The sequence below is a fragment of the Enterococcus sp. 9D6_DIV0238 genome (genome assembly GCF_002174455.2).
Classification (GTDB): Bacteria; Bacillota; Bacilli; order Lactobacillales; family Enterococcaceae; genus Enterococcus_L; species Enterococcus_L dunnyi.
This window is the reverse complement of sequence record NZ_CP147246.1, coordinates 1478178-1497721: the sequence shown is the minus strand read 5'-3', so window position 1 is coordinate 1497721 and position 19544 is coordinate 1478178. Positions and strand designations below refer to the sequence as shown.

General features: G+C 36.9%; 15 protein-coding genes. All 15 read left to right on the top strand.

What is annotated here, in order from left to right:
• Positions 1 to 10: 10 nt before the first annotated feature.
• Entirely contained in the window at positions 11 to 3649 is a 3639-nt protein-coding gene (locus A5889_RS07095) for an isopeptide-forming domain-containing fimbrial protein (protein ID WP_176372824.1), read from the top strand.
• Between the two features lie 20 nt (positions 3650 to 3669).
• Positions 3670 to 4017, top strand: a complete 348-nt coding sequence (locus tag A5889_RS07090; protein ID WP_087640788.1) for an LPXTG cell wall anchor domain-containing protein — start codon at positions 3670 to 3672, stop codon at positions 4015 to 4017.
• Positions 4018 to 4020: 3 nt separating this feature from the next.
• Entirely contained in the window at positions 4021 to 4824 is an 804-nt protein-coding gene (locus A5889_RS07085; RefSeq protein WP_087640789.1) for a WxL domain-containing protein, read from the top strand.
• Positions 4825 to 4858: 34 nt separating this feature from the next.
• The gene (locus A5889_RS07080; RefSeq protein ID WP_087640790.1) at positions 4859 to 5623 is read left to right on the top strand and encodes a WxL domain-containing protein; all 765 of its coding nucleotides are present in this window, start codon (positions 4859 to 4861) and stop codon (positions 5621 to 5623) included.
• Positions 5624 to 5724: 101 nt separating this feature from the next.
• A complete protein-coding gene (locus tag A5889_RS07075) occupies positions 5725 to 6825 on the top strand; it encodes a DUF916 and DUF3324 domain-containing protein (RefSeq protein ID WP_087640791.1) in 1101 nt (366 codons plus the stop codon).
• 24 nt (positions 6826 to 6849) lie between these two features.
• A complete protein-coding gene (locus A5889_RS07070) occupies positions 6850 to 7515 on the top strand; it encodes a hypothetical protein (RefSeq protein ID WP_087640792.1) in 666 nt (221 codons plus the stop codon).
• 18 nt (positions 7516 to 7533) lie between these two features.
• The gene (gene lepB, locus A5889_RS07065) at positions 7534 to 8340 is read left to right on the top strand and encodes a signal peptidase I (RefSeq protein ID WP_087640793.1); all 807 of its coding nucleotides are present in this window, start codon (positions 7534 to 7536) and stop codon (positions 8338 to 8340) included.
• 168 nt (positions 8341 to 8508) lie between these two features.
• Positions 8509 to 9033: a signal peptidase I gene (gene lepB, locus A5889_RS07060; RefSeq protein WP_087641534.1), complete on the top strand. Its 525-nt coding sequence runs from the start codon at positions 8509 to 8511 to the stop codon at positions 9031 to 9033.
• Between the two features lie 25 nt (positions 9034 to 9058).
• Positions 9059 to 11653, top strand: a complete 2595-nt coding sequence (locus A5889_RS07055) for a YfhO family protein (protein WP_087640794.1) — start codon at positions 9059 to 9061, stop codon at positions 11651 to 11653.
• Positions 11654 to 11657: 4 nt separating this feature from the next.
• Positions 11658 to 12638: a DUF5067 domain-containing protein gene (locus A5889_RS07050; RefSeq protein ID WP_087640795.1), complete on the top strand. Its 981-nt coding sequence runs from the start codon at positions 11658 to 11660 to the stop codon at positions 12636 to 12638.
• A gap of 32 nt (positions 12639 to 12670) precedes the next feature.
• Positions 12671 to 13405, top strand: a complete 735-nt coding sequence (locus A5889_RS07045) for a hypothetical protein (RefSeq protein ID WP_087640796.1) — start codon at positions 12671 to 12673, stop codon at positions 13403 to 13405.
• A 784-nt stretch (positions 13406 to 14189) separates the two neighbouring features.
• The gene (locus tag A5889_RS07040) at positions 14190 to 15386 is read left to right on the top strand and encodes a hypothetical protein (protein ID WP_087640797.1); all 1197 of its coding nucleotides are present in this window, start codon (positions 14190 to 14192) and stop codon (positions 15384 to 15386) included.
• An 18-nt stretch (positions 15387 to 15404) separates the two neighbouring features.
• Positions 15405 to 17240, top strand: a complete 1836-nt coding sequence (locus A5889_RS07035) for a glucosaminidase domain-containing protein (RefSeq protein WP_087640798.1) — start codon at positions 15405 to 15407, stop codon at positions 17238 to 17240.
• A gap of 24 nt (positions 17241 to 17264) precedes the next feature.
• A complete protein-coding gene (locus A5889_RS07030) occupies positions 17265 to 18506 on the top strand; it encodes a hypothetical protein (protein ID WP_087640799.1) in 1242 nt (413 codons plus the stop codon).
• Between the two features lie 429 nt (positions 18507 to 18935).
• Positions 18936 to 19511 (top strand): LysM peptidoglycan-binding domain-containing protein, encoded by a 576-nt coding sequence (locus A5889_RS07025; RefSeq protein WP_087640800.1) that lies wholly within the window; start codon positions 18936 to 18938, stop codon positions 19509 to 19511.
• The last annotated feature ends 33 nt before the right edge of the window (positions 19512 to 19544 follow it).

The window sequence follows — 19544 nt, the reverse complement described above, 5'->3', positions numbered from 1 at the left end:
GAGGAAAATAATGAAAATACGGAAACAGTTTTACTTGATTGCTTCAATGTTGGTAGTTTTTAGTTTTTTAGGTTTCTTTGTCTCAAACAAGCAAACAAAAATAAAGGCGTCAGAAGAACTTTCAGGTTCTTATGTTTTGGAAAAGAAAACAGAAACAGAAAACCAAGTAACATTTGACCTAAAAGTAACGGATCCTCAACAGGGTACAGTAACTCTTAAGTTGAGTGATACAAAAGAACCAGTCTTGTATGCAGAAGATATTCTTGAAAATCTTAATTCCGGGGAACTGGAAAAAAGAGTGGAAATCAAAGACAGTGGTCTAAATCAAGTGTCTATCACATTTAAAGACAAAGAAGGAACACTCGTGATCCCAATTGCTTTAAAAGTGACAGAAAACAACAAAAAGATTTCCGATATGCTTAAAGTGCTAAATGGTGAGCAGATTCTTTCAGAGTCTAGTGTTGAATTGACTTATCAAGAAGTAGAAAAAGAACCAGTTCCTATTGCTAGAGCAAGTGAGATGATCAGCCCTATGGCAGCAACGGTTGTCACAACTTGGGATCAGTTCAAGGCAGCTTTAGAAAATCCTGATGTTGATGTCATTGATGTAGGTGCAGATTTTGCTCGGACAGCTACAACCACTGCTTCTGGACTAGGTACACTGGCTAGAGATGTAACAATTAATGGGAACGGGCATACGATCGATTTTGGGAACAATGCTGGGTACCTAACTTTAGGTGCAACTTCTACTAATAAACTTGTCGTCAACGACTTAACAGTGAAAAAAGCTGGTGCGACCGCAATTTTCTACTCATCATCAAATAGTGCCATATGGGATATCACATTCAATAATGTGAATACTCCTGAAAATAACGAATCAGGTGTGATTGATGCAACCAATAGTACATTGACACTGGCTGGCAATAATACTATGTATGCAAAAAATAATACAGTTACGATCCTGCATGTTTTTTCAAGTAATGGTGCTGTAAGTGACATCAATACAAATCAGTCAGCTAATACATTGACGGTTTGGGCGATTGCAGTTAATGACGGTAACCGTGGTGGCGGGTCTATTAATTTGGATAATGCCACATTAAAAGCTCATTCTACAGGAAGTTCTGCTGTTCGTTTACGATACGGTGGGAACAAGTTTATCGTTACAAATAATTCTAAATTAGTGGCTATAACTGATAGAACGACTGGAGATGCTGCTACTGTACGTTTTTCAACAACAAATCCGGATAATGAATTCCAAATCTCTAATAACTCAGTGATCGATATTCAACATTTAGATGGTGATGCACCTGCATTACGCTTAAATGGTGATGGCTTCATTACAAATGTGTCAGGCAAATCTAAATTGAATCTTTACAATAAAGGTTCAGGATCTGCTTCGAATACAGCAAATGAAGCATTGAATTTACCTGGTGCAAATAATACATTTACGATCCGTGATGCGGATAGTCAGGTGAACATGATCGCTGATTTTGGACCAGCTGTGTATGGTGGTGCAAATACATCGAAAATCGATGCTGGGCCAGGAACGGAATTTATCGCTCGAGGAAATACGAGCGGTGCTGCTTACGGTGTTTTTAACATGGGATCCAACGCAAGTGTTGTGATTGATAATCCAATCTATTATGACTTTGCAAATACTCGTTCAGGGGGAGCAAACATTTTCAGTCTGAGCGGTTCAGGAGGAACCTTTATAGCAAACAACACTGATGTCAGTGTGTGGGAAAAAGGGAAAAGTGTATATGTCGATGATCCGATCTATGACTGGACATTGATTGATTTCACTTTGACTGGATCCAACTTGGCAACTATATCAACAGCAAGTGATCCTGACTTTAAATCTTTATTTGGTGCCCCAAACAACTATTCGCGGATGAGTGGTAATAATGCCAGACCAATCGTAGATGAGTTAAGACAACCGACCAATGCTGACAAGAAGATTTACGGACATGTTTCAGTTCCAGAAGGGGTTGAAGGCATCCGTGATGCTTGGACAGACGAAGTAGATGTAGATGTTAAGGTGAAAAATGCTGATGGTACTGTCGCTTATGAAACATTGACAGGTGATACTGTGGGAGCTCCTGGATTAAAAATCTGGGGAGAAACAGAAAGAAATGGGATGTTTGAAATTGAGTTGCCGGATGGGAAGTTCTTGAAAACAGGACAAACAATCGAAGTAACGGCAGCTAGAAGACAAGGTGCCAATAGTGCATCTGGGAAAATGCACGAAAGTTTACCAGAAGATATTCAAACAACTGTTTTAACAGTTATTGATGTTACACCGCCAACTCAAGCAGTTGTTTCATCTGCTGTCAACAATGCAGCGAAACAAATCAAAGGAACCAGCGATGAAGATGGAGCGAAGGTTTTTGTAAAAGTCAATGGTGAATGGTTGAAAGATTCAGCTGGAAATGCAGTGACAACTACTGTAGCCGGCGGTAACTGGACAATTGATTTACCAAGCTATATCGATAAAACGGCCCAAGTGGAAGTTTATCTAAAAGACACAACAGAAATTACACCATTGCCATCTTTTGTACTTCCGCGTACCTATACAGTGGAGCCGGATGGCGTTGCTGGCAACTTGAATGAAGTTGCGACAACTTATGATAGTTATACAGGATATCATGATGCTGTCAAAGGAACGACAGATGAGCGTTTTGATCCAGCAACCTTGGATACAGTAGCTGATGTTATCCCTGATGCACCTAAATTGGTCAAAGGGGTGGAATCTAGTGGTGGAAGTACAACTTCTGTTGGTGATACTTTGACGTATTCATTGCTTGTTTCAAATACTAAAGTGGATTCTTATGATTGGACTAACGTCGAAATATCTGATGTCTTGGCTGAAGGCTTAGAATTTGATCCTGCTAAACACAAAGTAACGATCGATAATGTTGAAGTTGGTACCGATAAGTACAACTACAATGAAACGACACGTACATTGACAATAAAAGTAGGAGACTTGAGTAAACCAGGTCCAAAATCAGAATCTGACCCGACGATCGTTCCGAAAGAAGTTAGAGTGACATTCCAAGTGAATGTTGGACAAAATGCTGTAGATGAAGATATTCAAAATACAGCAACTGCAGTAGGGTATTCTCCACAAGAAGATCCATTTGAAGTAGGACCTATTAAGCCGGATGCAAGTCATGTGCCAATCAATGTCACTTCAAATACTGTTGGTACACCAGGAGGGCCACCTTTTGGTATCTTATCTTTTGTCTCAGCACCAACAGCATTAGACTTTGGGATTAAAACTGAAAGTCTTAATGGAAATACAGTTGCCGTTAATCCAGATGTCGTAGGAGATCAATTAGTGGTTTCTGATAATCGCGGAAATTTACAAAAATGGACAATGACAGCAACGCTGCTTTCACCCTTGTCAAATGGTGACGCTATTTTCCCTGACGCGCTTCATTATGTGAACGGTGAATCAGATGAAGTCATCACTGGCTTGGCAAAACCAATTTTCGTTCATACAAACGCAAATGTTGGTGAATACAATATCAGTGAAGAAGAATGGGTGAAAAAAGACAATGGGTTTAAGATTGAATTAGCACCTGGTGCAGTCAACAAACTTGGTAAATATCAAGCGACGATTCAATTCTCATTGGAAGATACACCATAAAAATGGAGGAATAACAATTGATGAAAAATTTAAAATCTTTGGTCTTGTTCTCCATTGCATGTGTATCACTTTTTACAATTCATCCAATCAGTGCACAAGCTGAAGGGGAAGGCAATGGCGGTGGGATTCAGACGAACGGAGAAATCGGGTTCTATGAAGAAACTAAACCAACAACAGAGCCGACGACCGAACCGAAAACTTCTGATTCAACACCTAAGATCACAAAACCAGTCGGCAAGTATCCTTCAACTGGCGAGTTAGTAAAGAAAAGTTTATCGATCAGTGGTGCAGCTTTAGTCATTATTGCAGCAATTGTCTTTTTCTGGAAGCGGAAAAAAGACAACGATGAACAGAAAGAAGGGAGTTAAGGAATGAAAAAGAACAGAATCTATTCAACCTTGCTACTTCTTTCGATCGGACTCACAGCTGGATTACTACCAGATTGCTCATATGCGGTAGAAGATAATACAGAAGGAAACGCAGCGATTGAATTAACTGAAATTCCAGATGAAGAAGGGATTCATGATCCGGAAAATCCCGGAACGATCGTCGATCCTGGGCCTAGCCCAAGTACAGAAGGTCGTCTACGAATCGACTTTGTTCCACAATTGAATTTTGGAAAGTATGCAATCACAAACAAAGATATGACATACCCGGTGAATGCACAGTTGTTTAAAGACGGCACGAAACCTAGAGGAAACTTTGTTCAAGTTTCTGATTATAGAGGCGGTCAACAAGGCTGGACATTGCAGGTACGTCAAGAATCACAATTTAGAAATGAAACAGCAAAAAATCCGGAACTTAACGGTGCGGTGATTTCTTTCGATAAATCATGGGTCAACTCGACGCGTGATCAAAGCGAAGCACCGATCGTCTCTAAAGAGATCATTCGACTAAGCAATATCGGAGAAACCTATAATTTAGCAGAGGCTAAACAAGGCACCGGTTTTGGAACTTGGAGCATTTCATTCGGCGCATCCGCTGATAATAAAAACAGCATTGCGTCAACGTTAAGTCCACGTTTATTAAAGGACGAACCTGTACTGGATGCAGCATTTGGTAATCAGCAAGTGTATGAAAACAGTGCAGTCACATTAAGCATACCGGGAGCGACTAAACGTGATCCGGTACCCTATTCAACGGTGTTAACTTGGATTATAGCCGAGTTACCATAGATGTAACACAAACAAAACCTAGGAGGAAACACACATGAAATTAACACACAAATTATGCGGAGCTGCTTTATTAGCAGTAGTAGGCGTAGCAGTAGCTGCTCCAAGTGCAACACAAGCCTTAGAAGGAACTAGAAACGGAACTGCTGACATCGAGTTCACAAAAAATACTTCTGAAGATACAACAATGACTGACCCAACTGGTACTCGTCCAGTCGATACTGGTACTGACATCGATCCAACTCACGTTGACGAATTTGGGATCATTGCTGTAACTCCATTGGACTTCAAAGCTCACGCTGCAGTAGTAGGCGCGCAACAATATGAAGCTGCACCTCACGTAGCGAACAAAGGAAATGCTGATGAGTATAACGTAGAAAACTATGTAGCGATCAAAGATGTTCGTTCTACTGTTGATCACACATACAAATTATCAGCAGCATTAACTAAACAATTTACTGCAACTGTTGATGGAACAGATGTAACTTTAGCTGGAGCAACATTAACATACAAAAATATCGATGTAGCAGCTACTCTTAACCCAGACTTACAACCAGCTAACGATAAAAAAGTATTTGGTGATGGAACTGGCGTACAAACAATCTCTGAAACAAGCGGTTCATTACCAGTTTACACAAACACTGATCCTAATGGCGGTAAAGGTCGTTATGAAGTAACATTTGGTGACGATGAAAAAGGTACAGACGGAAACTCTGTAGTAATCGACATCCCAGCATCTGTTGACGTTCGTACTGCAGCATATAATGCTACAGTAACTTGGACATTATCAGACACATTATAAAAAGCAGTTTGAACAACTGTGATTAAATATGTAGAAACAGGCTCACCGGCGTAAAGCCGGTGACTTGTTTTAACATCAAGAGGAAGGGATTTACAACATTCATGAAAAAGAAACTAATCACTTACTTAGCACTACTCACATACATAGTTTTCGGTCTTGGATTCTCTGTTAATGTTTTTGCCGATGAAAACAATAAGACCGCTGATCAACAAGCAGCAGATCTTGGCTTAGGTTTTACCTATAAAGTTGTGAAACCTGAGAATCAGCGCACTAGTGTCGGTTACTTCGACTTACGAATGAGTGCTGGACAAAAGCAGACTGTGGAAATTGAATTGGCAAACGGCTCTGATGAGGAAATCACGATCGGTGTCTCACTAAATGGTGCAAAGACCAACGGAAATGGTGTTATCGAATACGGTCCATCAGCGATCGAAAAAGATAAGTCTTTGAAATATGATTTTGTCGATATCGTTAAAGGACCTAAAGAAGTTGTTATTCCACCAAAAACAATGGTTCCATTAAAGTTGGATATAACGATGCCGGCATCTGATTTTAATGGTTTCATTTCAGGTGGTATTCAATTGAAACAACAGGTAAAAGAAGATAAGGAAGCAAAGAAAAAAACAGGGATCACAAATGAATATGCTTACTTAGTAGGAATGCTTTTAAGCGAAAATGATAACGTTGTTGAACCAAATCTTGAATTGAATAAAGTATATGCTGGTCTAGCAAATTATCGAAATGCTGTATTTGTTAATTTTTCTAATGTTCAACCTGCCTACCTTGAAAACATGACTGTTGATGTGCAAGTCATGAAAAAAGGGTCAGAAGAAGTTTTGTACGACACTAAAAAAGCAGGTATGCGCATGGGGCCTAATAACTTGATCGATTTTCCCGTTGAAATGAATGGAGATCGTATGGAAGCAGGCGATTATAAAGCACACATTTTAGTAACAGCGGATGACAAAAAATGGGAATGGACAGAAGACTTTACTATTACCGATGAAGAAGCAGATAAATTTAATGGACAGGATGTTTCATTAACACAAGAACGCGGGATCGATTGGAAATTGATTGCGATGATCGTGGGTGGAATCATTGCTGTTGTTGTAATTATCTTTATTATTGTTCGTTCTATTCAAACAAAGAAAATGAAAAATAAGAAGAAAAAAGGAAATAGAAAGAAAACAACTGCAAGATAAAGTAACGAAAGGGGATAGAAACCTATGAGCATATTGGATATGTCATTTATCGGCCTATTATCCAGCGCTATCCTCTTTTTCATTTTTGGTGTGGCGTTGTTTTTCTTTAGAATTTCTACCAATAAACAGTGGAAAAGAATAAAAGTACGCCGAGTTAAAAATAAAAAGAAGCGGAAAAAACTTCAGCGCATACGTAAACAATTAGAACAAAAAAAGAAGCGTCAGTTGGTTTGGGCGATCACTTGTTTTGTTCTGTTTCTTATGACAGCTGGTGGTGCAGGATATTCCAGATATTATCAATTAACAAATTTAACAGCTGAAGATGCTGAAGCTGTAGCGAAAACCTACTATTTAGTAGATGAAATGAAAAAACAAATTATTGCTGTTGGGAATGGAGCAAGCCCGGAAAAAACAGTTAAAAACTTGCGTGATCTAAGTGCTCAATTGGCGAGTGCCAGTGTCAAACCGGCTTCTCAAGGAATGTCAGTTGAAGGACAAAAGTTACTCAATCGCCATTTATCATTAACACGTCAGTTGGCAGTGAACATCAGTAATCAAAATCAGGATGCATTGGCAAACGCTACGATCAGAGAAACTTATTTAAAAGACATAGCAAAAGTGACCGAGAGTGAACAAAAGGTTTTCAAACACTTCAAAGTAAATGAATCAGCTTTACAGCAGAAAAAATAATTGTTGAGGGGTGAGAGTATGACTAGTCCAAAAAAGGCTACGAAACAGCCGAGAAAAAAGCTCTCTTCCTCTCAATCTAAAGTGAAGAAAAAAGAAGAATACATAAAAAGAAACAGAGAAGAGAAGAACGCAACAAAGCGTAATAAACGAAAAAAAAGCAATAATACTATTGCAACGAAAAAGAAGCAGCAACATAGAGGAAAAGCAAAAAAAGTAGTAAAATCTTTGCCAAAAAAACAGCAACAGAGAAAAAAGAAAAATAATCAAAAACAAGGTAAAAAAAAGCAACTAAAGCTATTGTTAAAACAACTTGCTCTGACTATTGCTATCAGTGCTGCATTATTTTCTACGATTATTTACTTCACTATTCGCACGCCTAAAATGGAAGGCTATGCAATGACTACGACACTGACTAATAATGACCGTGTCTTAGTCAGCAAAATGAGCGAATTAAAACGTTTCAAGATGGTCTATTTCAAACATCCACAAACGAAAGAAAAAACGATTAGAAGAATTATCGGAATGCCCGGAGAAGAACTATATTATAAGAATGATCAACTATTTATCAATAATAAACTAACGCCAGAACGTTTTCTCGAAAAATCTGCAGCTGAAGCAAAGCAGTCTGGTTTTTTACTGACTCAAGATTTTAGCTTAAAGCAAGTGACAAATGAAGAGCGCATTCCAGAAGGAAAGTATTTCGTGATGGGAGATAACCGTCAATTTTCTTCTGACAGCCGTGATTATGGACTGATCGATGAGAAAAATATTATTGGAGTTGTTGAGCTAAGAGTTTTCCCATTAAATGCAGCCGCCCATTTTTGATCGATGTAGATAGCAGTTTCAAGAAATAATAAAGGAAAGAGCCAAAAGATGACCAAAAAAAATATAGATAACCTACCCATGCTCAAAAAAAAATCGAATGAAACACAACAAATAGTTGAAAAATATCAAAAGCTAATGCGTACATTCACAATCGTGAAGAGGATACTTATGGTTTGTGTAGTCCTTGGCTGTGTTCTCTTTTTTGTTTTTGTAAGGACACACAGAGTAGACGGAGTATCTATGGCTCCTACTTTTGCGAATAACGACCGAATCTTTGTGAGGAAAACCGAAAAACCTTCTCGATTAGATATCGTAACTTTTTCACCAAAAGAAAAGCCGAAGGACTCTTATGTAAAAAGGGTTGTCGGTATGCCGGGAGATGCAATCTGGCTGGAAGAAAACAAACTGTTTATTAACCATCAAATGAAAGAGGGAGTAAAATCGCCAGACAGTAACACTGACAAAAGAGCGATAGATTTACCAGATGGTACGATCAAAATCAACGTCTCAGTTGAAGTAATGAAGCAATTATCTGGTTTAACAAAAATCCCTAAAAATAAGTATTTTTTACTTGGAGATAATCGTAATCATTCGACAGACAGCCGAATGATGGGGCTGATAGAGAGTGATCAGATCGAAGGTGTCGTTTCATTTAGATATTATCCATTGAATAAATTTGGGTATGTTCGATAAAATAAACAATTTAAGTGAGGTAAATATGAAGAACAAAGTAACGAGATGGATACGGGAAAACGGCATATACCTTTTGCTAAGTATTATAATTCCAATCGCCTTGATGACTTTAAGCTATTTTCTGATTGGTATTTATCCTGGCAGTGAACGTACAGTCATGGCGAGTGATAGTTTTAGTCAGTATTCGAACTTCCATGCGAGTTTTAATAATGTTTTACATGGAAAACAAAATATATTTTATACATGGTATGGCTCTCTAGGGTTAAACTATTGGGCTTTTTCGGCCTATTATCTAAATGGGATTTTTACGCCGCTTGTTTTCTTTTTTGATAATCAGGCAATGCCGGAAGCATTGTATTTTATTACTTTGATCAAGTTTGGCGCAATGGGTGCTGCTTTTTGGTTTTTTTCGACTCAAACCTTCAAATTTTCTAAATGGCTACACGTATCGTTTAGTACGGCTTACGCATTGATGGCTTACGCAACAGCATATTCAGAAGTGATCATGTGGCTGGATGCATTTGTCTACTTACCACTGATCATCTTAGGCATCAATAGAATCATGGATAAAGGAAAACCGGTTCTGTTATTCATTAGTTACTTGTTACTGTTTCTTTCTAATTTTTATATGGCCTTTATGATCGGTGTTTTTAGCTTCATGTATTATTGTGTTCGTTTAATGACCGATTTTAAACGATATAGAAAAAGTATCATCAATTATTTGGTCCCTTCGTTTTTAGCCGGAGGAGCTTCGATGGTCACGATCTTACCAACAGTATTGGATTTGAAAAATAATGGAGAGAGCTTGAGTGATTTTAGTCGCTTTTGGCAACCAGATACTGGAGCTTGGGATTTAGTGACTAAATCAATGGCGGGTATTTATGATACGAGCAAGTTTGGCAGTGCTCCTTTCGTTTATATTGGTTTATTGCCTCTGATTTTTTGTTTGTACTATTTTGTTGATAAGAAAATTCCATTACGCAATAAGCTTTTATACGGAAGCTTGTTTGTTCTCTTGATTGCTAGTGTTTACATTTCAAATTTAAACCTATTTTGGCATGGATTTCACGCGCCTAACATGTTTTTATACAGATTTAGTTTCCTTTTTTCTTTTTTAGTTATTCTGCTTGCTGGATACAGTATTGAACAGATCGAGAAGTCTGATGTAGAAAAAATCATCAATATCATTCTTTTACTATTAGCAGTGTTTCTAGCGACTTATTTTTTTGCGAATAGGCAACGATATGATTATATTCAGCCAATCTCGTTTATTATTACGATTCTCTTGCTCGTTTCCTACTTGATTTTATTACTTATCTACAAGGGAAATAAACTAAAAAAAGTATTGCCTATTATTCTTGCAGTAGTCATGGTGGCAGAAGCAGGTTTCAATACCAAAGTTATGCTTGAGGGCATCAAAGAAGATTGGGGATATGCTGGACGAAGCGTTTATGATGGTCATTATGAAGACATCGAAACATTAGTGGAAAAGACGAAGCGTGAAAATGATGATTTTTACCGAATGGAAAATATGGATTCTATTTCGCGAAATGACAGCTTTAATTATGGATATAGCGGTGTCACGATGTTTTCTTCAATTAGAAATCGCCATTCATCCAGTTATCTTAATAATCTTGGGTTTCGTTCCACAGGAAGTAACTTGAACATTGCCTATGTAAATAATACTTTGATCATGGATTCGCTCTTAGGGATCAAATACAATCTTTCTAAACAAGAAGATATTAATAAATATGGGTTTGAAAAAATTGCTACTAAAGGAAAATACAATTTATATGAGAATAAAAATACGCTTCCATTAGGAGTACTTACAGACAAAGAGATTTATGAACCAAATGCTGTAAACAATCAGACTGAACTGATCAAACATCTTTCAGGTATGGAAGAGGATTTATTTAGTTTTGGGAATGTTAAAGAGGACAAGCTAGAAAATCTTACTTTGGAATCAAATGATGATAGTTTGACTTATGGCAAAGAAAATATTGCTCAGCTTTCATCCATCACTTGGACGGTTGAAATACCTGCTAAAACACAAGCTTATTTAAGCTTAGTAGCGGCAGACCAAAGCATGATGGCTAAAACAGATATTACTCTTGAAGTGAATGGTACTTCAAGGAAAAACAGTATTATTGAATCTGGACAATACTATAATCTTGGATACTATCAAGAGGCAGAGACTATAAAAGTTAAAGCTAGCTTCGATTCCTCCCAAGCCCAAATCAGTCTCTATCAACCTGATGTTGCGCTGCTAAATGTTGACCGTTTTGAAACCTCGCTAGATAAAATCAAAAAGAATGGGGTAGATTTTGATGTTAGTGGACGTAAAGCAAGTGCGAGTGTCGATTTAAAAGAAGACCAAGTGATTTGGACAACTATTCCATATGATAAAGGTTGGAGAGCATATATTGATGGAAAAAAAGTTGAGATCCCAACATTCAAAGAAGCGTTTTTGACATTACCGGTTTCAAAAGGGAAACACACCGTGGAATTTGTCTTTTTACCTCAAGGCTTTACTGTCGGTATTAGCTTGTTTGCGTTTAGTATAGTTGCATTTTTACTATATTTATTCTGGTTGAAAAGACAAGCAGCGAAAGGAGAATAAAAATATGAAACGAAAAATCATGATGCTTCTTGGGTTACTGCTTGTCTTCACAGGCTGTACAACTAAATTATCAGAGGAAAAACAAACATTTTCTGATCGGGGAATTACTTATTCACTTCAATTACCATCATCATGGGAAAAAGAATCAGAACCTCAAGATAAATATGGTCAAAATGCAGTGTTTGCCGCCAAGGATAAAAAGAGCAATTCTGTGATGTTTATCAGTACAACAAGAAAAGATGTATTAGATTTGAAGGACTTTGGAGCTAAGACTCGTAAACAGGTGGCTAAGACCTATGGCTATGATGATCCTGAAGATGTCTATATGAAAGAATTTAAGCTAAATGATCATCCAGCGTACAAATACACTGTATTCACAAGATTCAAGGAAAAAGATGTCTGGGCGCACATCTATTATGTTGAAACTAAAAATGGTTTTGTTCAGTTAGTATATTATTCAGCAGATGACAGTAATTATGAAGCGCGTTCAAAAATTATCGATCAGTCAACACGATCATTGAAAGAAATAAAAATAGATGAAACGCTTGAAGAGCAAGAGAAGGAAGAAAGTTCCGAGCCAATCTCAGAGAGTGACAGTGTAACGGTTAAAAATGATAAAGTAGCATTTGAAATCAAAGGCTTTAGAAAAGTAGCGGATCAAAATGAAGAAACACTATTAGTTATTCGCTATGAAATGACAAACTTAGCTGAAGAAAAGATCTCTGCCGATTCATTAAAAGAGGTTGTTGCAGTAAAACAAAAAAAACAACTGCTAACAGAGACCATATTGCCTGAAAACGAAAGAAATTCAGCGTTGGGGTTATTAGAACAGCATCAAAAAGATCAGTTAGAGAAAGAAGAATCTGTAGAAACTGTACTAGTCTATAAGTTAAAACAAACAACTGGAGACGTGATTCTGACGTTCAATGCAGAGGATTTCCCTAACCAAGACCCAGTTATTTTAGATCTCGATTTATTAAAATAACTGAATATTTAAAATAGGAGGAAAAAAGGAAAGTGAATAAGAAAATAACATTCCTGATTTTAGCCTGTGTCTTCTTGATCGTTGGATGTAGTAAAAAAGAAACAACTACGTTGAATAAAGCAGATCGAGCAGTTGTTTGGCAAAAAACACAGGAAAAAGGTTTTGGAAAATTCGAGTATCTTGATATAAGCGAAAAAGAAGCACAAGAACGAATGGAAGAAAAGTTTGCAGTAACACTTCCAGAATTATACACATCAGCACTGCCGATCCTAGAAGAAACCTTACAAACGACAGAAAATAGTAAAGAAAAACCAGTTTATTCTGTAGTAGCTAAAGGGAATACGTTGACAATGCATGGTACGTACTCATACAAGAATAAGCAAGATGGAAAATACTATTCATATGCAACTGTTGAAATAATTTATGAGTTTGATCCTGAAAAAAAATTGGTATGGTTGAGTTCGCAAGATATCATGATTTTCAATTATCCTGGCGAAGGCAAGGTTTATCTTAATGAACCTAAAGAAGCTCTTGAAAAATTGGCAGCATTGACCAAGTTAGAGGATCTTAAAGAAAAAATCGATACCTTCAATAAGAATATAGACAAACCGGCAGAAGAAATAGCTGGTAAAAAATTGAAAGTCGAAAATTCATTGAAACAAGCAAAAGAAGATAACACTGTGGCTAGAAATATCGGAATGGATTTTGACAGCAATGGAACCTTAAGTGCGATTCGAGTTTTTGTGAAGGATTATACTGAAAAGTAGTCTGTAAATATGATTTTTTTGTGAAAAAACAAAGTAGAAATATTGTTTTACGATTCCTCATATTTCTGTCGGATTTCAAATTAATAACAAATAAAAATGTTCCTTTTTTATATGCATGAGATGTGTTAAAAAAAGTAGCGCTCAAAAGGAATGGTTTCTTTATTATCTGAGAGACCATTCCTTTTTTTGATCATCCTTTTGTTTAAGAGTGAAAACGTTGATAAATAAAACATTTTTGATGTGCTGAGAGTTGTTCAGACAATTGCAAATAGACAAAATGATTGTCTTTTTTGATAATCCCTGATAATTTGATTTATTTTTTTTGTGAGTATTTAATTGAATGTGAAAATGATAAAAAAACAACAATTTAGCCTGTTATTATATTTCGTTTTTTTCAATGGTATTATTTGTGAAAAATAGTAATGGAAAAATAAGAATAAAGCCTCAATTCGGTTTGTTTGTTTGGGAGTTATCTGATAAAATAGAGAAAGGTAGGTAGAATTTTTATGGGTAAAATAGCGAATAGCCTAATTATTTATAAGAGGAGAATAGAAATGAAATATTCAATTATTATGTTTAGTTAGTAGAGCTATGAGGAGAATAAGTGAAGAGCGCACATATGATTTGAATCAAAAGTGAATTTGGTTATTTTTATAAAATTGAAAACTACCGTACTGTCGTTATATTACATATATAGACAACCACATAATTTACTTAGACGTTTGACTTTAGAAAATAAAAATAATCAAAAGAATAGTCCCAATTTTTAGGAGGAAGTGAGCATATGCTAAAGATTTTTGGTAAAGGTAAAAAAAGAAAAAAATATGAAGATTACGATGAATATGACGACGAAGATTACGATGACGAAGATTATGATGATGATGACTACGATGATGACGAAGATTACGATGATGATGACTACGATGACGACGAAGATTATGACGATGATGATGACGACGACTACGATGATGATGAAGATTATGATGATGAAGATTATGATGATGAAGATTATGATGATGAAGATTATGATGATGACGACTACGATGACGACTACGATGACGACGAAGATTATGACGACTACGATGACGATGAAGATTATGATGATGACGAAGATGAACCACGTTCATTATTCTCTTTAAAAAAGAAAAAAGCAGCACCAGTGGCATCAGCGCCTAGAAAAGCTAAGCCAACGAAAAAAAGACCACCTGTTAATGAAGTGATCGACGATGAAGAGTTGGAAGAGCTTCAAGAAGAAAATCTGCAGCTTCAAAATGAACTTCGTGAATTGAAAGCTGAGTTGCGTAAGAGTAAGAGAGAAAATACGCAATTACAAAGTGAAGTTGAATCTGCTCAGCAAGTAAATGAGTCATTAGAAAATGAATTATCAATGGTTCAAGCTGTGCCGAAAGATTACGATGCGCGTATGGCTGAATTGGAGCAAGTAAAAAGTAAATACAACAGCTTGTTACGTGAAAGCAACCGCCAAATTGATGAGAATGACCTAAATCGTAAAAAGGCAGAGCGTTTTGCAAATAAAGTTCGTCAGTATGAGCAAGAATTATTAGCGAAACAAGAAGAAATCGATAAGCTTTCAGAAGATCGGATCGTGATCATGGCTTCTGATACACCAACTGATTCAGCTACCTATGAAGAGCTAGCGAAAGTTCGTCAGGAACTGGAAGCGACGAAACGTCAATTAGCTCAAAAAACGATCGATGTTGATAACCAACTATCGAAAGAAGACATTGGCGAAGTGTTACTTGAAGCGAAAAAACAAGCCAAAGAAATTATTAATCAGGCAAATCAAAGAGCACAAATGATCAATGAAGAAACTAAGCGAAAAGCTGGAGTTTTAAAACGTTTGGAACGTGCAGAGCAAGAATACCAAAACTACTACAAACGTATTAAAGATGTGAAGGAAGAATCTGAGCAAGCCTTCAATCAAATCATCAATTTAGTAAAAGAAGATCCATACCAATAAGAAAAGAGAGGACACAAAATGAAAAAAAGAAATCTAAACAGTAAAAAAATGCGCGTATTAAGTGTTGGGTTGCTTACTTCAACTGCTGTCCTTTCTGTTAATGATGTTCAACCAATTGTTGCTAAAGAATCAGAAGATCATGTAACTGCAGGATCGGAAGAACAAGAAGACGTAGCAATTTTATCTTCAACGAGTGAATATGAACCAACAGAAAGTACAGTAGAAGGAATCGCAACAAGTTCTTCTACGCAAGAAAGCAGCAGTGAGTCAACGGACGAAACTGTAGAAGAAAGTACAACAGACTCGTCTACAACAGATGAGTCGAGTTCAACACAAGAGACAACAGACTCTACAAGTACAACAGACTCTACAAGTACAACAGATTCATCGACAAGTGATTCAACTTCGAGTAGCGATAGCTCAACATCAAGTACAGGTTCGACTTCAAGTACTAGTTCAAGCACAGGTACAACAAGCTCAACTACAACTCCGTCGAAACCAAAGCCAAAACCAAAACCGCAGCCAAGTAAACCAAAACCGGCTCCGAAACCAAGTACACCAGCACCAACACCTGTGCAGCCGCAGCAGCCGATCCAAGGACCGCAGCAGCCAATTACTACGCCGCCAACGAATAATGTTTCAATAGGCAGTACAACGTCAGGTGCAAGTCCAGCTGGATCAGATCAGGTATTCCATATTAGTCCTAATTTGACAACTAAGAGTTTTGTCGAAGTGATCGGTGAGGATGCTCGTCAGATTGCTGGTGAAAACAATGTGTATGCCTCAGTCATGATCGCACAGGCCATTTTGGAAAGTGCATCTGGGAACAGTGCATTGGCTTCAGCTCCGAATTATAACTTATTTGGGATCAAAGGTAGTTATAAAGGGCAAAGTGCAAACTTTCTGACAAGTGAAGATGACGGTTCTGGTAGTATGTTTACGATTCGTTCAGACTTCAGAAAGTACCCATCGTACAAAGAATCATTAGAAGACTACGTGAAGCTGATCAGAGGCGGCACTGATTTTAATAACTCTTTTTATAGTGGTACTTGGAAAACGAATACGAAATCGTATAAAGACGCAACGAAATTTCTGACAGGTCGTTATGCAACAGATACAAGCTATAATGCAAAACTAAATGGTTTGATCGATGCGTATAATCTGACCCAATACGACACATTAAAAGAGAACAAGAAAACGAAAAAAGCGAAGAAGATTTCATTAAATACTTCTTTTGATAAATTGGAAAAACAAAATGATAAAGCTGATCAAAATATCGAGTACATAACGCATATCGTAGAAAAAGGAGAGTCTCTGAAGTCAATCAGTGAACTTTACAATATTTCTACCTTAGCGATCCTTGATAAAAATCAATTGGATCGACGTATGTTGTTTATCGGCCAAAAGTTAAGCATTCCAAAACAAGAAGAAAAAACAACTGTTGTAGTCAAAGAGGATGCTGTAGACCGTTCATTAGATATGGTACAAAAGTTATCTACTGCTTTTGCAGGTAAAGAGACGACACAATCATCAGAGAAACAAGTAGCCAAATCAACGAAAACAACGACTACTAAAGAGACAACAACAAAAGAAACTGCTAAAAAAGAAAAAAATGCAACAAAAGAAACAACAGATACTTCAGCGAAAAAAGATGCGAAAGATTATCAAGTAAGTGCAACACGTAAGAAGACGAAAGAAACCTATGAAGTGAAAAAAGGAGACACATTAGCAAGCATCTCTAAAAAAACAGGTGTTTCTGTCTGGTCATTAAAAGAGTGGAATGACCTAGATCAATACTTCTTGACGGAAGGACAACAACTTATTTTGACCCCTATCTATGATCTTCAATCGTAAAAATTAAGAAAGGAGAATGGCTCAATGAATGATTTTTTTGATGTTTTTTTCCATCAACAGGCAATCCCATTCACTACTGGGACCGTTCTCTATCAAAAAGATAGTACGGAAGAAATAGTTGATGCATGTGAAGCGTTTTATGAAGACCGCACAGGAGAATTATTTACTTTTCGAGAAAACGACGAAATTTCTCGAAAAGTTCTTTCTCTGCCACTTAAAAAGCATGTGGAGATCCAATTTTTTCAAGCAGAATTGAATTGGGATGTTTTATTAGAAGAGCTGGAAGAACTATTCCCACAGTTTGTTTGGACAAAACTCGTAGAAGAAGTTGAGGGTGCATTTAGTACATATTATTGTGAATTTATTCCGGTATCTTTAGAAACGCAAGAGGAAGATCCTGTATCATTCAGTGTATCAGCTAGTTTAGAGCAGATGGGCTTTACCAAAAGTCAGTCTGTCAGCAGTATTTTAGAGGCAAAGTTTCTTTCTATTTTTCAAGAAGAAGAAGGCGAACCTACTTCGGGAGAGCCCTTGAGTTTTCCAGTAGAGGTGACGATAACTGAGTCAACAAAGGAAAAAGAGGAGCGTTCATCATCTGAGGAAGAACCAATACTTGAAAGTATTGAAGACAGCGAAACATTTTTTGATATAGCTTCTGTGGAAGAAACGGATTCGTCGGTTCCTGTTCGTTCAGATGAAAGTGAAGTTTTATATCTAAAAGAAAGTCTGAAACGAGAAAAAGCGTCAAAGGAACGCGTGCGGGTAGCAAAAGAAAAATTGGAGTACGAGCTGCTCGCCATAGAAAACAGTTTACTCGTTAGTGGATTAAAACGATTTAAAAAGCATCAAAAGTCATCGATCGATGAAGAAGACTGGTATAAACCGGTTCGTATCGATTTGATTCAATACGACGACCTTTATAAAAAGGCGAAATTTATTGAGCAGTCTTGGCGTTTGAATCGTCAATTAGTAACGATCACCGAAAAAATGACAGTGACGAAAGACCAATGGATCTATGAGCGTGCTCGAATCGAGAAGATCAAAAATAGTGTCTCTGAAATGGATTTACAATCTATGATGGAGCAATGCCACTTGATCAACGAACGAGTAAAAATCAGACCTGGATTTTTATTTTTTAAACCAAGAGTAAAATTATATCAAATTGATTATGAACAACTAGAAAAAATCAGTGCTTTTTTTGATATTATCCAAACTGAGAACCGTTTATTAGAATCTGTCATTGAACAAAAAGAATTCGAAGCATAAATAACCAAACTTTTAAATAACGATTATTAAGAATTAGAGACCTCGACAAAACTATTTTTAGTTTTGTCGAGGTCTTTTTGAGTGATAAATAAACACGTCTCCCGATTAAAAAATGAAAAAAGCATCAAAAAAGAGCTGGAATTCAAGAGGAAATTTTGTAATATTTCCAAATTTTTGTAATATAAGCCAATAATTTGAAAAGAAAAACGATAAAATTTCAGAAAAAATCATGATCATTTTCATTATAAAACTGAATCAAAAACCCAGTACGAACAGGTGTTTTTCTCCGTTTTTTTTACAAACTGTTACGCAAAGCCAATACTCGTAACGAATTGTCATTGCTTTTTCACCTATGAAATATTTTTAGATGTTAAAGTATGCAAAGTCGATAAACAAACGACAAAATATTTTTCACAAAGGAGAAACAACATGAAATCACTTAAAACGATTTTATTAGCAACAACTTTGACTGCAGGATTTGGCTTTTTTATGGGAACGACTGACGCACACGCTGATAGCTTATATAAAGTAAAAACAGGAGATACATTATCTACGATCTCTCAACAATTCAGTGGTGACAATAGCTTAATTGATTTGATTGCAAAAGATAATAAAATTACAAACATAAATATGATTTTTGAAGGAGAAGAATTGGTGATCCGTACAGCTGAAGAAGCTGGCAAAGATGCAATACCAGTTCAAGCAGAAGCAGCACCAGTACAAGAAGCAGCTGTGCAAGCTGAGCCAGCAGCACCAGCTCAAGAAGCAGCGACAGCACCAGCAACGACTTCATCTGCGAAAGAATGGATCGCACAAAAAGAATCAAGTGGTTCGTATGCTGCGACAAACGGTAGATATATCGGTAGATATCAATTAGATGCTTCATATTTAAATGGTGATTATTCCGAAGCAAACCAAGAACGAGTTGCTGACAGCTATGTTGCTGGACGTTATGGTTCATGGGAAGCAGCACAGGCTTTCTGGATGGCTAACGGCTGGTATTAAGCGGATCAAAGGTAAAGTATAGAGAAAGGGAAC

Bases quoted from the DNA above. Each gene is read 5' to 3' on its own strand.
- lepB (WP_087641534.1), top strand. From the start codon at position 8,509: ATGGTTTGTGTAGTCCTTGGCTGTGTTCTCTTTTTTGTTTTTGTAAGG.
- A5889_RS07085 (WP_087640789.1), top strand. From the start codon at position 4,021: ATGAAAAAGAACAGAATCTATTCAACCTTGCTACTTCTTTCGATCGGA.
- A5889_RS07095 (WP_176372824.1), top strand. From the start codon at position 11: ATGAAAATACGGAAACAGTTTTACTTGATTGCTTCAATGTTGGTAGTT.
- A5889_RS07025 (WP_087640800.1), top strand. From the start codon at position 18,936: ATGAAATCACTTAAAACGATTTTATTAGCAACAACTTTGACTGCAGGA.
- A5889_RS07080 (WP_087640790.1), top strand. From the start codon at position 4,859: ATGAAATTAACACACAAATTATGCGGAGCTGCTTTATTAGCAGTAGTA.
- lepB (WP_087640793.1), top strand. From the start codon at position 7,534: ATGACTAGTCCAAAAAAGGCTACGAAACAGCCGAGAAAAAAGCTCTCT.
- A5889_RS07030 (WP_087640799.1), top strand. From the start codon at position 17,265: ATGAATGATTTTTTTGATGTTTTTTTCCATCAACAGGCAATCCCATTC.
- A5889_RS07050 (WP_087640795.1), top strand. From the start codon at position 11,658: ATGAAACGAAAAATCATGATGCTTCTTGGGTTACTGCTTGTCTTCACA.
- A5889_RS07035 (WP_087640798.1), top strand. From the start codon at position 15,405: ATGAAAAAAAGAAATCTAAACAGTAAAAAAATGCGCGTATTAAGTGTT.
- A5889_RS07090 (WP_087640788.1), top strand. From the start codon at position 3,670: ATGAAAAATTTAAAATCTTTGGTCTTGTTCTCCATTGCATGTGTATCA.
- A5889_RS07075 (WP_087640791.1), top strand. From the start codon at position 5,725: ATGAAAAAGAAACTAATCACTTACTTAGCACTACTCACATACATAGTT.
- A5889_RS07070 (WP_087640792.1), top strand. From the start codon at position 6,850: ATGAGCATATTGGATATGTCATTTATCGGCCTATTATCCAGCGCTATC.
- A5889_RS07040 (WP_087640797.1), top strand. From the start codon at position 14,190: ATGCTAAAGATTTTTGGTAAAGGTAAAAAAAGAAAAAAATATGAAGAT.
- A5889_RS07055 (WP_087640794.1), top strand. From the start codon at position 9,059: ATGAAGAACAAAGTAACGAGATGGATACGGGAAAACGGCATATACCTT.